The sequence below is a fragment of the Streptococcus chenjunshii genome (assembly GCF_003086355.1).
In the GTDB taxonomy this organism is placed as follows: Bacteria; Bacillota; Bacilli; order Lactobacillales; family Streptococcaceae; genus Streptococcus; species Streptococcus chenjunshii.
On record NZ_CP031733.1, the window covers coordinates 637,452 to 651,315 of the forward strand.

Below are 13,864 nucleotides of genomic sequence, written 5' to 3' on the forward strand. Positions count from 1 at the left end.
ATTCTTTATGTCAACACAACTTTCACCTAAATACAATCCGGCCGAGGTTGAGGCTGGGCGTTATCAAACTTGGTTGGACCAAGATGTTTTTAAGCCGTCGCGCGATAAGAAGGCCAAGCCTTATTCTATCGTGATTCCTCCGCCCAATGTGACGGGTAAACTCCACTTGGGGCACGCTTGGGACACGGCGCTTCAGGATATTATCATCCGTCAGAAGCGCATGCAGGGCTTTGACACGCTTTGGCTGCCGGGGATGGACCATGCAGGGATTGCCACTCAGGCCAAGGTTGAGGAGCGTCTGCGCGGGCAAGGGATCTCCCGCTACGATCTGGGCCGTGAGAAATTTTTGGATAAAGTCTGGGAATGGAAGGACGAGTATGCGGCCACCATCAAGGAGCAGTGGGGGAAACTGGGTCTTTCTCTTGATTATGCGCGTGAGCGCTTCACCCTTGATGAAGGGCTGTCAAAAGCTGTCCGCAAGGTCTTCGTTGAGCTTTATAAAAAAGGCTGGATTTACCGCGGTGAATTTATCATTAACTGGGACCCGGCTGCCAGAACAGCCCTGTCAGATATTGAGGTTATCCATAAGGACGTAGAAGGTGCCTTCTACCATATGAACTACATGCTTGAAGACGGTTCGCGCGCTTTAGAAGTTGCGACCACTCGTCCTGAAACCATGTTTGGCGATGTGGCTGTCGCTGTTAATCCGGAGGATCCGCGTTATAAGGATTTAATCGGCAGAAATGTCATCTTGCCGATTGTCGATAAAGCAATCCCTATCGTGGCAGATGAGCACGCTGATCCTGAGTTTGGCACGGGTGTAGTAAAAATCACACCGGCTCATGACCCCAATGACTTTGAAGTCGGCCAGCGCCATAACCTGCCACAGGTCAATGTTATGAATGACGATGGCACCATGAATGAGTTGGCTGGTGAATTTGCCGGTATGGATCGTTTTGAGGCCCGCAAGGCAACGGTGGCTAAACTGGAAGAAATCGGTGCCCTTGTCAAGATTGAAAAACATGTCCATTCTGTCGGCCATTCAGAGCGTACAGGTGTTCCGGTCGAGCCGCGTCTGTCTGCCCAATGGTTTGTTAAGATGGATCAGCTGGCCAAGCATGCTATTGCCAATCAGGAAACCGATGACAGAGTTGATTTTTACCCAAAACGTTTCAATGACACCTTCCTGCAATGGATGGAAAATGTTCATGACTGGGTGATTTCCCGCCAGCTCTGGTGGGGACATCAAATTCCTGCTTGGTACAATGCCGATGGAGATATTTATGTCGGCGAGGAAGCTCCTCAGGGAGATGGCTGGACACAGGACGAAGATGTTCTTGATACCTGGTTTTCGTCTGCCCTTTGGCCGTTTTCAACCATGGGCTGGCCTGATACAGAGTCAGAAGATTTCAAGCGTTACTTCCCAACGTCAACCCTTGTCACAGGCTATGATATCATCTTTTTCTGGGTATCGCGTATGATTTTTCAATCTTTGGAATTTACCGGCCGCAGACCTTTCAAAAATGTCTTGCTTCACGGTCTTATCCGCGATGAACAGGGCCGCAAAATGTCCAAATCGCTTGGCAACGGAATTGATCCCATGGATGTTATCGATCAGTACGGTGCAGATGCCCTGCGCTGGTTCCTCTCTAACGGTTCTGCTCCGGGGCAGGATGTCCGCTTCTCCTATGAAAAAATGGATGCTAGCTGGAACTTCATTAACAAGATTTGGAATATCTCCCGTTACATTCTCATGAATAATGACGGGCTGACTCTCAGCGAAGCTGCTGCCAATGCGGAGAAAGCCGCTGCCGGCACAGCCGGTAATGTGACAGACCGCTGGATTCTCCACAGCCTAAATAAGACAATTGAAAAAGTGACTGAAAACTTTGACAAATTTGAATTTGGCGTCGCAGGCCATATCCTCTATAATTTTATCTGGGATGAGTTTGCCGATTGGTATGTGGAACTGACTAAAGAAGTGCTTTACAGTGACAATGAAGATGAAAAAGTCATCACACGCTCTGTTCTGCTTTATACTTTGGATAAGATCCTGCGCCTGCTTCACCCTATCATGCCTTTTGTGACCGAAGAAATTTTTGGCCAATACGCTGAAGGCTCAATCGTAACAGCCGCTTATCCAACTGTTGATCCAGCTTTTGACAATGATGCTGCGCATTCTGGAGTCGAAAGCCTGAAAGCCCTCATTCGTGCGGTGCGAAATAGCAGGGCAGAGGTCAATGCTGCCCCAAGCAAACCTATTACCATCCTTATCAAAACAAGCGACAGTAAACTGGAACGTTTCTTCAAAGAGAACATCAGCTATATCAAGCGCTTCACCAATCCGGAACATCTGGAAATCTCCAGCCGTATCGAGGCACCGGAACTGGCAATGTCCAGTGTTATTACGGGTGCTGAAATCTTCCTGCCGCTGGCTGACCTCCTCAATGTTGATGAGGAACTGTCCCGACTCAGGAAAGAATTAAGCAAATGGCAGAAAGAGCTGGATATTGTCGGCAAAAAACTGGGCAACGAAAAATTTGTTGCCAAGGCCAAACCGGAAGTTGTCGAGAAAGAACGGCAAAAACAAGCCGACTACCAAGCCAAATACGACGCGACCCAAGAACGCATTGAAGAGATGGAAAAGCTGGTGGGGTAAATTATGTTTTTGAAAGAAAACTTTCAGCTTCACTTAAGGAAAGCTCTGTATACTATAAATATCCTAGCGATAGGAATCCAAAAACTTCCTAGTGCTTTTGTCTTTCAGGGCACTAGGCTCCGAAGGTTCTCCGGACCTTTGGAGTTTTCATCAATCTCCTAACCAAGTCCGGCTCACAGCTGGGCTTGGTTTTTGTATAAACAGAAAAATATTGCAGCTTATTTTCATATATGAGAATAGAACTGAAAGGCTGCATCTTTTGGTATAATAAATACAATTAATTTTTTGCCGCATCATTAAAAGATAGCTTGCAGCTTATTTCACAATAAAATGTATCCGCTTACAAAATAATAGGAATGTATGGTATAATCAAGCTATTAGTACTGCCAAACATAAATAACAGGTATAAAACATGAAAAATATAATATTAGCGCACTATGACCGTGAGTCAGGAGAAAAACAGTCTTTAGAAGAGCACTCCTTCAATGTGGCTCAAAAAGCAAAGAAAGAAGCACAAGTTAGTGGATTGAAACCTATCCGCTTTAACCAGAAACTCTCCACCCTCTCGTCGCACCCTTCGCGGGTGCGTGGATTGAAATTAATGAGATTAAATCTGGTTTAACAATTTCATGACAAAAGAGATGAATAGGGTTCATTTATTTCGTTTTTGGATTAGAAAGGAACCGCAGCAATGAGCAAGAACTTAGAGGCTATGAGTCTGGAAGAGCTTTGGAAGCTTTTTCCTATCTTTTTGGTGGCGCATAAGGAAGACTGGAAGCTATGGTACGAAGAGGAAAAAGATGCTATTTTATCTTTGTTGCCAAGCGATTTAGCTGTTAGAATCAACCATATTGGCAGTACGGCTGTTCCTAGGATTTGGGCTAAGGATATCGTGGATATCATGCTGGAAGTGAAAGACTGCTGTGCTCTTAAGCGGGTAAAAGAACTTCTGCTAGCTAATGGCTGGCGCTGTATGAATGAGAGTGAAGGGCGCATAGTACTTAATAAAGGCTACACAGAAGCTGGTTTTGCAGAACGTGTTTTTCATCTGCATTTACGCCTGTACGGTGACTGTGATGAACTGTATTTTCGTGACTATTTATGCAGGCACCCAGAGATTGCCAAAGATTATGAGCGTTTAAAACTGTCGCTTTGGAAAAACTTTGAACATAACCGTGATGGTTACACAGAGGCAAAAACTGACTTTATCAGACAGTATACTGAGTTAGGGAAAAGTGAATCTGCCAGGATAAATTGATGCCTGAGGAATCTTTGATTTTACTGATTTCAGCAGATTTGCGTTTGAATAGAGGTGCATATGATGGTTATTCATCAATATCATTCTTACTGGAATCACAATACTGCCTATTTTTCTTGGATTAGCAGGCACCTGTCTGATACAAAGCAGCGGGTCTTAGATGTGGGCTGCGGTGATGGGAGTTTAGCCTTGTATCTAGCAAAGCAAGGGCATACGGTAGTTGGCCTTGATTCTTTTGCGCCTTGTATTCTGCGAGCGGAAGAAAGCGCCAAGGAGCAGAAAAATCTGCGCTTTTACCACAGTTATTTTGAAAATTTTGTAGCTGACGAAAGATTTGATGCTGTGGTATTTGTTGCTTCTCTGCATCATATGGATATGTCGGCAGCTATTCAAAAGGCGATTAGTTTGCTCAAGCCGAACGGTCAGCTTTTAATTGTTGGGCTGGCCAAACCAGCAACTATTATGGATTGGCTGATCGAAGCAGGCAGAGTTATTCCCGTCAAACTGAGCCGTTTCAAACATCATATGCTTAGCAGCGAAGCTATAGGCCTTCCAGTTCTCTATGACTACCCGAGTATGAAGGCGGTTCGGCAGCTGCTAAAGGCGGAACTGAAAGGAGCCAAATTAAAACAAGGCCTCTATTGCCGTTATCTGCTTAGCTGGCGAAAAAACAGAGACTGATGTAACTGTGAATATAAAAAGCTTGTGAAAAAGGTAATTGTGGTTATGAGACGGGGTAAACAGTCCGAAAGCCAGAATTTAGGAAGTAAGGAGCTTTATAATTTGGAGTTCTGTCCGCTCCTAGTCGTCTTGGCAGGGGCGCGTCTGCGAAATCACAGATTTCGGACTTACCGCCAGCCGTGGACGTCTGAAGGCTTTGCCGTCTTAGCAGCCGACCGCACCCTTCTAGTCGTCTTGGCAGGGGTGCGTCTGCGAAATCACAGATTTCGGACTTACCGCCATTTTCCTACGGATTTTTACACGGCCTTTGTATCTTGTTGGAATTGAACACGGCCTAAAATCCTAGTGAAAAAGATGGCTGTCATCGTGATGCTTAGGCATCACTTGCCATCCCCTATTTTCCTACGGATTTTTACACGGCCTTTGTATCTTGTGAATTGAACACGACTTAAATGCTGAGGGGAAAAGAGACACAATCGTTGGAAGCGTTGGCGACTTACGAGTGTGGCTGCTCTGTGAGTATAAAACTTCCTAGAAACTAAAGTTTCTTCGTCAGTCTCCCTATTTTCCCATTGCGTTCTTAACGGCCTTTGTATTTTGATAAAAGGAGGGGAGGCTGTATGTCATTTATGATTCGCCCCATGCTCCCAGAAGAGTATCCGCTTTTAGAGGAGTTTCTTTATCAGGCTATTTTTGTGCCGGAAGGTTTTCCGGCACCCGACAGGAAGATTATTCGACTGCCGGAGCTGCAGCTCTATATCAAAGATTTTGGCAAAGCACCGCATGATCAGGCAATGGTAGCAGAAGCAGAGGGGCAGGTTGTAGGTGCTGCTTGGGTACGGATAATGGCCGATTATGGTCATATTGATGATGAGACACCGTCACTGTCGGTTTCGCTGCTGCCTGCTTATCGCGGTAAGGGCATAGGAAAGGTCTTACTGGAGACTTTTCTGGCCAGTCTCAAAAAAGGAGGCTGCTGCAAAGTGTCCTTGTCTGTTCAAAAAGCTAATCCAGCCGTTCATCTTTACCGTCAGCTGGGGTTTCATGTTTTTAAGCAAAATCAGGAGGATTTTGTCATGGTTTGCCGGCTGTAACGGCTGTTTTCAGAGTCTGCCTGCAATTTAGTCTGTATAGGAGAGACAGCAGATGAATCTGCCGCTTCGGTTAAATAAGACATAGGAGGAATAGGAATGACCTTATCTTTATTGGCCTTTCTTAATATTGTACTTTTTATGCTTCATGAATTTGAAGAGATTATCAGAGTTTGTCCTTGGATTGACAAGAAAGGTGATGACCCCAAATTTGCTAAGGAAATGTTTATTGCGGGAAAGGCACATTACCTTTCTTCGGAAACTTTAGCAGCTTTAATTTTAGAAGAGTTTTTTCTGGCTAGTCTGCTTTTATTTGCGGGGATTGTTCTTCGTCTGCCGGAATTAGTTTTGGCAATCACATTAGATCATACTTTGCATTTATTTGCACATATCGCTCAGGCTGTTGCTTTTCGTACTTGGGTGCCTGGCAGTATCACGGCTGTTTTAACCATGCCTGTAATTCTAATGACTATTGCTGTCTTTATTTTTTCTCAATCCCTTAATTGGACTCTTTTGTTTCTTTTGACAATCAGTATTTTTGCAGCTCTGCTGCTTAATTTGCGTTTCCTCCACAGCCAAGCTGCAAATGTTGAACAGTGGCTGCGTTCCGGATGAAGTTCAAAAGTGCGCTGCTTTTTGGCCGCATTCACCTAAAAGGAGCTGCCTTTCTAGTAACGGAACGATTTTTCTGCTGGAGGAGTTTATGACCTTTGCTTATCGAAACGCGAATTTAACTGTTTTTGCTCTTTATTTTTTCTGCTTTTTCTGCCGCTTATTAGATTACTTTATTCTGCGGACAGATCAGACTTTTTGGAATGAGGCCTTTATTCATAAACTGGCTGGCATTGCTGTCCTTGCACTTGCCCTTAAGTATTGCCAGTTAAGCTGGCAGGGCATAGGATTTGCTAAGACAGGCATTCTCAGGAATAGTTGCTGTGGTCTGTGTTTTGCTGCCTTGGTCTTTATTTTTGCCTACAGTATAGAGATTTGGCTTTTACTTAGTCAGGGGAGATTTTCAGGTCTTGACATTTATGTCAGCGGTTTCGGTTTTGATAAAAACCTAGGTAAAGAAAGCGGCATTCTCTTTTTTCTTATCTGTATGATTGGCAATATCACAATGTTATCATGGAAGAAGGCATTTTTCGCGGTCTCTTTCAAAAACTGTTTGAAAGACGGTACAGTTTTATCACTGCTGCTGTTTTCTCCGCTCTTCTTTTTGGTTTGTGGCATATTGTTGGCCCAATACGAAATTTTTTTGATGGTGAGGTCAATGCAGCGGGGATGATAGTTAATGCGGCACTGCTGGCAGCTGTTTCCGCTCTTGTCGGTTTTAGATATTCTTTGATGGCTAAGCTGACTGACAGTCTCTATATGGGGATGGCCGATCATTTTTTTAATAATACTATCATCAATATGCTTCATGTATGGTCAGTAGGCGGCAGCGATGAACTTTTGTTTATCAGGATTGGAGCCGCTCAGATTTTGTCTTTTAGTCTTGTTTTAATCTGCTATCTGGCTAATAAACATAGAAAAACAAGCTAAATAAAGAATGTACTAAAGGATTCAGTTCTGCGTCATTGCTAAGAACTGTTTTTTTTTTGCATTTTAATATCGGGCAGCTTCAGTCACAACAAATATTAAAGGAAGCTGATGTTAGTCTGAACCTGTATAAAGAAAGGTTGTAATACTATATCTGAAAGGAATCTCTGATATGAAAAATGCAATTAAAAATTTCATCAGTTTGTTTTTAATCCTTGTTTTTCTCATTTTATTTTTAAAAAACTCTGTTCTAATAATGTTTTCCGGTTCTGGTTTAGGTTTGATGATTGCTAAAGAGCTGATGCAGACACACGGCGGAGAGATTTACTTGCAGTTTCCGCCTGCTCCTCCCTACAGAACACAGTTTATTTTAACCTTTCCGCTTTCGGACTGATCAGCAGCTGCCTCATACAAAGTTAGTGCAGATACTGCTGTTTTTTAGCATTGTAAAAAGAAAAGTGGGACAACAATCGGGAAATCGTCATAAAGTGACGCTTTCGATTTGCCCTCCCGCCTTCCTAATCAACTGCTGCGCAAACGGAACTGTTAAAAAAAGTAAAACGAGGCAGGACTTTTGTCCAAGGCCGCTGAAAAGTCATCTCAGTGAAAATACCAACAAACAAACTGATAGAAAATCAATAAAAACAAATTAAAAAACGAACGATATAAACTTAGTCCCGTTTGACTAGTATAAATCATTCGTTTTTTACCGGCTTGGTTTTTCTTTCGCAGACTTTTTCAGTGATCTTCTTTTGTCCCAGCTTCTTTTTAGAATACTGATCTGTTCTGAGAAAATTTATTTGGCGCGGATAAGACCAGAACGTAGCAGCAGCAGCCCTGTATAAAGAGCAATAAAAACAACTAAAATTTTAAGCTTATCGATATCCAGACTGGTCAAGAAAAACGCTGCGATTAAAACACCGATAACACCGCCAATGGTAATACCTAAGACTCCGGGCCAGTGTACTCTGCCAGATTCAATAAATTGTTTGGAGCCAGCAATCATAATCATGGCTGCATTGAGCATCATAACCGGAAGGGCGACAGCTGGGCTGATTCCCATCAGCGAGAAGAAAATCAGCTCGGGCGCATAATTTCCCAGTCCCATGCTCATCAGCATGCCGATGATAAAGTCAAAAACAACGCCGATAAGCAATTTGATGCCTGAGAGTCCGCGAATATTATTGGCGATATCTGCCCCGGGGTTGGTCAGCATGCGATAAACCATGAAAAACGCTGCGATAATCAGCAGAATGCCTAAAATCAGCTGTACTTTCTGGGTGTTCCAGTTCTTGGTCAGCCGGGCTCCAAAAAAAGCCCCCGAAAAGGCCGCAGCAGCCATACAGATTAAAGTGGTCAGCTCCACCTGAACAATGGTGATAAAACACAGGGCCTCAACCAAAACAGGAATGACATGAGCTGTAGTCATAGTCGCTGGGATTTGCCGATCGTCTTTAACCAGCTGCGTAGCCTTAAAAAGAGTCGTTGTCGTAGCAAAGGTTCCAATTCCCAGTGTGTCCAGTAAATCAGTAACAAGACCGATTCCAAAGCCGGTAAAAAATTTATCGGTTAAGCGGACACGATGTCTGCGGGCATTCCGGAGAATCAGGTAAACCACCCAAATAATTAAACTGACCAGCAGCAGCTGAATCATGCGAAGAATAAATTGATTTGCCATAGACCTATTATAGTAGATTAGAGCCATTAAGTAAATATACAGAGCCTTTTTCCACCTGATTATTTCCCTGTTAAAGCAGCCTTCTTTCCTTTTTGGTATAATAAAAAGAAAAAGGAAAGAAGCCATCATGTCTTTAGAGTCAGAATTTTTCAGGAAAAAACGCCTTATCGTTAAAAATCTCCTGCCTTTTGGCTTTGTCAAGGAAGGCAGGAGCTATCGCTATCGGAAACGCTTTATGGATGACAGTTTTGAAGCACAGATAGTCATAGATGCTGAAGGGGATATCCATGGCCGTGTACTTGATACAGATACGGATGATGATTATCCAGCCTTGCGGGCAGACCAGCAGGCAGGCTCTTTTGCCAGCCGGGTTCGGGCTGCTTATACGGAAATCTTAGAAGATTTGGCGTCTCATTGCTATGAAGATTTACCCTTTGTGACAGAACAGGCTAACCGACTGGCTCACTATATTGAAAATAAGTATGGCGATTCATACGATCACCCGTTTGCTAAGTATCCTGATTTCACCGCCTACCGCAATCCTTTGAACCGAAAATGGTACGGTCTGATTATGACTGTTACCCGCAATAAGCTGGATTTGGGCAGAGAACAGCGGCAGCAGGCAGAGCTGGACGAGGAAATCGAAATCATCAATTTGAAAACGGAAGCTGCTGATATGAAGGATCTGTTGACTCTTTCGGGAATCTATCCTTCTTATCATATGAATAAAAAATCTTGGGTTTCCATTGTTTTCGATGAACAGGTATCCGACAGCCTGCTTTTTACCTTAATAGATAAAAGCCGAGAGCTAACAGGCCGAGGAAATCTAGGCCGTTCTGACGGACCCGATTTTTGGCTGATTCCTGCCAACCCTAAATACTACGATATTGATGCTGAACTGGCGGCCCATAAAGTGATTCATTGGACTCAAAAAGCATCGATAAAAAAAGGTGACTATGTTGGTATTTACATCACAGCACCTGTACGCTCTCTTCGCTATCTCTGCCGGGTTTTAGAGGCTGACATCCCTAACGACAGCCATCCTGACCGCCCTGAACTCAAGAAACTTATGCGAATTGAACTGCTGACCCGTTTTCCGGACAGTCTTTTTGCCAGTCCGGTCTTGAAAGAATACGGTGTCACTAATATTCGCGGGGCACGGCGGATGACTAAAGAGCTGGTGGATAAGGTGAAAAAGACCCTTAGCGATTAGAAGAATGGGCAGTTCCGTCTAGGAAGCTTTTCCGATTTTTCAGCGCAGTGAATACGATGCTGCCGTATCTTTTCAGGTGAAGTAGGGCAATTAAAAAAGCAAATGTCAGTCAACCTTTTTGCAAAAGCCGGCTAAATATGCCAAAAGGCTTTTCTTTTGCCTGTCAGAAGTGTATAATAACTCTATCTTGTTTTTTAGCAGCAAGACAGATAATAAGACATTTGTCTTTATTGATTTAATTGACAATGATTGCTTACAGTAGAGCGATAACACGGCCTAAAAACCTAGTGAAAAAGATGCCTGCCAGCGTGATGCTTGCATCACTTGTCAGTCCCTATTTTCATACGGATTTCTTAACGGCCTTTGTATCTTGTTGGAATTGAACACGGCCTAAACGCTGTGTAAAAAAGATAGCCCTCCCTTGAGTCTTTAGTGACTCGGCGGTCAGGCTCCTATTTTTACTTTGCGTTCTTCACGGCCTTTGTATCTTAGTGGAGGAGTGTATGAAAAAAAGTTTTATTCATCAGCAGGAGGAGATTTCTTTTGTTAAAAATACGTTTACGCAATATTTGATTGACAAACTTGATGTAGTTGAGGTGCAGGGGCCTATATTAAGCCGGGTCGGCGATGGAATGCAGGATAATTTGTCCGGTATTGAAAATCCTGTCTCCGTTCATGTGCTTAAGATTCCGGATGCTACTTTTGAAGTTGTACATTCTCTGGCTAAGTGGAAACGCCATACTTTAGCACGTTTTGGTTTTAATGAAGGAGAAGGACTTGTTGTTAACATGAAGGCACTTCGTCCCGATGAAGAGTCTTTGGATTCTATCCACTCTGTTTATGTTGATCAGTGGGACTGGGAAAAGGTGATTCCGGATGGCCGCAGGAACTTAGCCTATCTGAAAGAGACTGTCGAGACTATTTATAAAGTTATCCGTCTGACAGAATTGGCTGTCGAAGCCCGTTATGATATTGATTCCGTCCTGCCTAAGAAAATTACTTTTATTCACTCTGAAGAGCTGGTTGAGCGTTATCCGGATTTGACGCCAAAAGAGCGGGAAAATGAGATCACTAAAGAGTACGGCGCTGTTTTTTTAATCGGTATTGGCGGTATTTTAGCGGATGGGCAGCCTCATGACGGACGTGCTCCGGACTATGACGACTGGACCAGTGAGACTGAACATGGCTACAAGGGGCTCAATGGGGATATTTTAGTTTGGAATGAAGAACTGGGCTCTGCTTTTGAGCTTTCTTCAATGGGTATCCGTGTGGATGAAGATGCGCTTAAACGTCAGGTTGTGATTACAGGAGATGAGGATCGGTTGGAGCTCGACTGGCATAAAACACTTCTGCGCGGGTTCTTCCCATTGACGATTGGCGGCGGTATCGGACAGTCGCGTATGGCTATGTTTCTGCTGCGCAAAAAACATATCGGTGAGGTGCAGACTTCTGTCTGGCCGCAGGAAGTCCGCGATACTTATGACAATATTTTGTGAGCATTGAGCTGTTTTATATAAATGACAGGCAGAGGCAAGCACGGCCTCTTTCTTTATTTAGAAAAAAGGGGTATTTTTTGTTATAATAATAACATTATGAGAATTATTGCCGGTGAATTTGGCGGGCGTCCATTAAAGACGCTTGCGGGAAAAACAACACGTCCGACTTCTGATAAGGTGCGGGGGGCTGTGTTTAATATGATTGGTCCCTACTTTGCAGGCGGCCGGGTGCTGGATCTTTTTTCCGGTTCAGGCGGTCTTGCTATTGAGGCAGTATCCCGCGGAATGACAGAAGCCGTTATGGTAGAGAAAGACCGCAGGGCACAAGCTGTTATTGCTGCTAATATTAGGATGACACAAAAAGCAGAACGGTTCACATTGCTAAAGCTGCCGGCTTTACAGGCTTTAAAGCAGCTTAGCGGGCATTTTGATCTTGTTTTTCTTGATCCGCCCTACGCTAAAGAGACCATAGTCAAAACTATCGCTGCTTTGGAAGCAAAAGAGCTCTTGGCAGAAGGAGCAGTTCTGGTCTGTGAGACTGAGAAAACAGTAGAACTGCCGGAAACAATCGGAAAAATTGAAATGCAGAAGCAAAAAAGATACGGAATCAGTAAGGTAACAGTATATGTCAAGTAAAATTGGACTATTTGCAGGGTCTTTTGACCCAGTTACAAACGGTCATCTGGCCATTGTCAAAAGTGCCAGCCGACTTTTTGATCAACTTTATGTCGGCCTTTTCTATAATAAGGATAAAGCCGGCTTTTTTACAGTGCCGGAACGCAGGCGCATGCTCGAAGAAGCGCTGATAGATTTTAAGAATGTCAAGGTGATTACTGCCCATGATTCTTTGGCTGTTGATATAGCTGAACAGATAGGCGTGACACACTTGGTACGGGGCTTAAGAAACGGCAGTGATTTGGAATATGAAAGTGAGCTGGCTTTTTTTAACAGGCATTTGTCTGAGACTATCGATACAGTCTTTTTCCTGACTCCTGCCGAAGTGACTTATATCAGCTCCAGCCGTATCCGTGAATTAATCCATTTTCGCTCAGATATTTCAGCCTTTGTTCCGGGAAGCGTTGTGAAAGAGGTGGAGAAAAAAAGTGAAGATTTTACAAGTCTTTAGTTACAATTTAAAATTATTCAGAGACTGGTCCAAACGCTTTAAATGGTGGCTTATCGGTGCCATTGCTGCGTTTTTGCTGCTGTTTAGTCTTTTTGTGCCGCTCCCTTACTATTTGGAAATGCCGGGAGGTGCCTATGATATCCGCTCTGTTTTGACGGTTGATGACCGCAAGGATGATGAAGCGGGTTCTTATAATTTTGTAGCAGTCAGTATGAGTCAGGCAACTTTGGCCCAGCTTATCTATGGCTGGCTGACACCTTTTACGGAAATTACCAGCATGCAGGAAACAACTGGCGGCTATAGCAACGATGACTATATCAGAATGAATCAGTTTTATATGGAGACCTCACAGAATAATGCTGTCTACCAAGCTTTGACATTGGCGGGTGAGGAGGTCAGTCTGGACTACATGGGGGTTTATGTGCTCAATGTTAATGAGGATTCCACCTTTAAGGGAATCCTTCAGCTGGCTGACACTGTCACCGGCGTTAATGGCCGGACTTTTGAAAGTTCAGCGGACTTAATTGATTATGTCAGCAGCCTTAGCCTTGGCGAACAGGTGACGGTCCAGTATATATCTGATGATGAAGTTAAGGAAGCAACAGGAACTATTATTAAACTGTCAAACGGCAAAAATGGTATCGGTATCGGCCTTGTGGATCATACAGAGGTTAGGACCGACAAAGATATTGTCTTTTCGACAGACGGAGTCGGCGGGCCGAGTGCCGGTCTGATGTTTACGCTTGATATTTACGATCAGCTGACCGATGAAGACCTTCGCAAAGGCCGTGTTATTGCGGGAACTGGGACGATAGAACAGGACGGATCGGTCGGTGATATCGGCGGAGCTGCTTTGAAAGTGGTAGCCGCCGATCAAGCCGGAGCTGAAATCTTCTTTGTTCCTGATAATCCTGTGGAAGAAGCTGTTTTAAAGGCTGACCCAGAGGCTAAGACCAACTATGAGCAAGCTGTTGCTGCAGCTAAGGAAATAGGAACAAAGATGAAAATTGTTCCTGTCACCAACGTTCAGGAAGCAATCGATTATTTAAAACAGTAAAATGCATTGGCAAAATGGAGAGCGGATAAACATTGTGATTTCAAAGCCATCAATGTTAATCTGCTC

14 protein-coding genes are annotated in these 13,864 nt (G+C 43.9%); 13 read left to right on the forward strand and 1 reads right to left on the reverse strand.

Annotated features, from left to right (window positions below):
- Window positions 1-7: 7 nt before the first annotated feature.
- The 8 genes from DDV21_RS03280 (at window position 8) to DDV21_RS03310 (ending at window position 7,622) form a co-directional block, all read left to right on the forward strand.
- Window positions 8-2,659, forward strand: a complete 2,652-nt coding sequence (locus DDV21_RS03280; protein WP_116877914.1) for a valine--tRNA ligase — start codon at window positions 8-10, stop codon at window positions 2,657-2,659.
- A 412-nt stretch (window positions 2,660-3,071) separates the two neighbouring features.
- Window positions 3,072-3,281, forward strand: a complete 210-nt coding sequence (locus DDV21_RS11730; protein WP_117288062.1) for a hypothetical protein — start codon at window positions 3,072-3,074, stop codon at window positions 3,279-3,281.
- A 69-nt stretch (window positions 3,282-3,350) separates the two neighbouring features.
- On the forward strand, window positions 3,351-3,917 hold the full coding sequence (locus tag DDV21_RS03285; protein ID WP_116877913.1) for a GrpB family protein: 567 nt from the start codon (window positions 3,351-3,353) through the stop codon (window positions 3,915-3,917).
- Window positions 3,918-3,977: 60 nt separating this feature from the next.
- Window positions 3,978-4,598 (forward strand): class I SAM-dependent methyltransferase, encoded by a 621-nt coding sequence (locus tag DDV21_RS03290; RefSeq protein ID WP_116877912.1) that lies wholly within the window; start codon window positions 3,978-3,980, stop codon window positions 4,596-4,598.
- A 620-nt stretch (window positions 4,599-5,218) separates the two neighbouring features.
- The gene (locus tag DDV21_RS03295; protein WP_116877911.1) at window positions 5,219-5,692 is read left to right on the forward strand and encodes a GNAT family N-acetyltransferase; all 474 of its coding nucleotides are present in this window, start codon (window positions 5,219-5,221) and stop codon (window positions 5,690-5,692) included.
- A 96-nt stretch (window positions 5,693-5,788) separates the two neighbouring features.
- Entirely contained in the window at window positions 5,789-6,304 is a 516-nt protein-coding gene (locus DDV21_RS03300) for an HXXEE domain-containing protein (protein WP_116877910.1), read from the forward strand.
- Between the two features lie 510 nt (window positions 6,305-6,814).
- Window positions 6,815-7,231 (forward strand): CPBP family intramembrane glutamic endopeptidase, encoded by a 417-nt coding sequence (locus tag DDV21_RS11875; RefSeq protein WP_241964696.1) that lies wholly within the window; start codon window positions 6,815-6,817, stop codon window positions 7,229-7,231.
- 169 nt (window positions 7,232-7,400) lie between these two features.
- Entirely contained in the window at window positions 7,401-7,622 is a 222-nt protein-coding gene (locus tag DDV21_RS03310) for an ATP-binding protein (protein ID WP_116877909.1), read from the forward strand.
- Between the two features lie 402 nt (window positions 7,623-8,024).
- Here DDV21_RS03310 and DDV21_RS03315 read toward each other — a convergent pair whose 3' ends face one another.
- Window positions 8,025-8,906 carry a sulfite exporter TauE/SafE family protein gene (locus DDV21_RS03315; RefSeq protein WP_116877946.1) on the reverse strand — a complete coding sequence of 294 codons (882 nt, stop codon included), beginning with the start codon at window positions 8,904-8,906 and terminating at the stop codon, window positions 8,025-8,027.
- Between the two features lie 127 nt (window positions 8,907-9,033).
- Here DDV21_RS03315 and DDV21_RS03320 point away from each other — a divergent pair, with 127 nt between their 5' ends.
- The 5 genes from DDV21_RS03320 to DDV21_RS03340 all read left to right on the forward strand — a co-directional run bounded on the left by DDV21_RS03320 (window position 9,034) and on the right by DDV21_RS03340 (window position 13,798).
- Window positions 9,034-10,119 carry an MmcQ/YjbR family DNA-binding protein gene (locus DDV21_RS03320; protein ID WP_116877908.1) on the forward strand — a complete coding sequence of 362 codons (1,086 nt, stop codon included), beginning with the start codon at window positions 9,034-9,036 and terminating at the stop codon, window positions 10,117-10,119.
- Window positions 10,120-10,622: 503 nt separating this feature from the next.
- Complete coding sequence (gene asnA, locus DDV21_RS03325) at window positions 10,623-11,615, forward strand: aspartate--ammonia ligase (RefSeq protein WP_116877907.1); 993 nt, start codon at window positions 10,623-10,625, stop codon at window positions 11,613-11,615.
- Between the two features lie 96 nt (window positions 11,616-11,711).
- Window positions 11,712-12,251 carry a 16S rRNA (guanine(966)-N(2))-methyltransferase RsmD gene (gene rsmD, locus DDV21_RS03330; protein WP_116877945.1) on the forward strand — a complete coding sequence of 180 codons (540 nt, stop codon included), beginning with the start codon at window positions 11,712-11,714 and terminating at the stop codon, window positions 12,249-12,251.
- Entirely contained in the window at window positions 12,241-12,741 is a 501-nt protein-coding gene (gene coaD, locus DDV21_RS03335) for a pantetheine-phosphate adenylyltransferase (RefSeq protein WP_116877906.1), read from the forward strand. The genes rsmD and coaD overlap by 11 nt, the downstream gene beginning before the upstream one ends.
- The gene (locus tag DDV21_RS03340; RefSeq protein WP_374936032.1) at window positions 12,719-13,798 is read left to right on the forward strand and encodes a SepM family pheromone-processing serine protease; all 1,080 of its coding nucleotides are present in this window, start codon (window positions 12,719-12,721) and stop codon (window positions 13,796-13,798) included. The genes coaD and DDV21_RS03340 overlap by 23 nt, the downstream gene beginning before the upstream one ends.
- Window positions 13,799-13,864 lie beyond the last annotated feature (66 nt).

Excerpts from the sequence above, each read along its gene's own strand:
- DDV21_RS03300 (WP_116877910.1), top strand. The coding sequence starts at position 5,789 with ATGACCTTATCTTTATTGGCCTTTCTTAATATTGTACTTTTTATGCTT.
- DDV21_RS03280 (WP_116877914.1), top strand. The coding sequence starts at position 8 with ATGTCAACACAACTTTCACCTAAATACAATCCGGCCGAGGTTGAGGCT.
- DDV21_RS11875 (WP_241964696.1), top strand. The coding sequence starts at position 6,815 with ATGGAAGAAGGCATTTTTCGCGGTCTCTTTCAAAAACTGTTTGAAAGA.
- rsmD (WP_116877945.1), top strand. The coding sequence starts at position 11,712 with ATGAGAATTATTGCCGGTGAATTTGGCGGGCGTCCATTAAAGACGCTT.
- DDV21_RS03310 (WP_116877909.1), top strand. The coding sequence starts at position 7,401 with ATGAAAAATGCAATTAAAAATTTCATCAGTTTGTTTTTAATCCTTGTT.
- DDV21_RS11730 (WP_117288062.1), top strand. The coding sequence starts at position 3,072 with ATGAAAAATATAATATTAGCGCACTATGACCGTGAGTCAGGAGAAAAA.
- DDV21_RS03285 (WP_116877913.1), top strand. The coding sequence starts at position 3,351 with ATGAGCAAGAACTTAGAGGCTATGAGTCTGGAAGAGCTTTGGAAGCTT.
- DDV21_RS03320 (WP_116877908.1), top strand. The coding sequence starts at position 9,034 with ATGTCTTTAGAGTCAGAATTTTTCAGGAAAAAACGCCTTATCGTTAAA.
- coaD (WP_116877906.1), top strand. The coding sequence starts at position 12,241 with ATGTCAAGTAAAATTGGACTATTTGCAGGGTCTTTTGACCCAGTTACA.
- DDV21_RS03290 (WP_116877912.1), top strand. The coding sequence starts at position 3,978 with ATGATGGTTATTCATCAATATCATTCTTACTGGAATCACAATACTGCC.
- DDV21_RS03295 (WP_116877911.1), top strand. The coding sequence starts at position 5,219 with ATGTCATTTATGATTCGCCCCATGCTCCCAGAAGAGTATCCGCTTTTA.
- asnA (WP_116877907.1), top strand. The coding sequence starts at position 10,623 with ATGAAAAAAAGTTTTATTCATCAGCAGGAGGAGATTTCTTTTGTTAAA.
- DDV21_RS03315 (WP_116877946.1), bottom strand. The coding sequence starts at position 8,906 with ATGGCAAATCAATTTATTCTTCGCATGATTCAGCTGCTGCTGGTCAGT.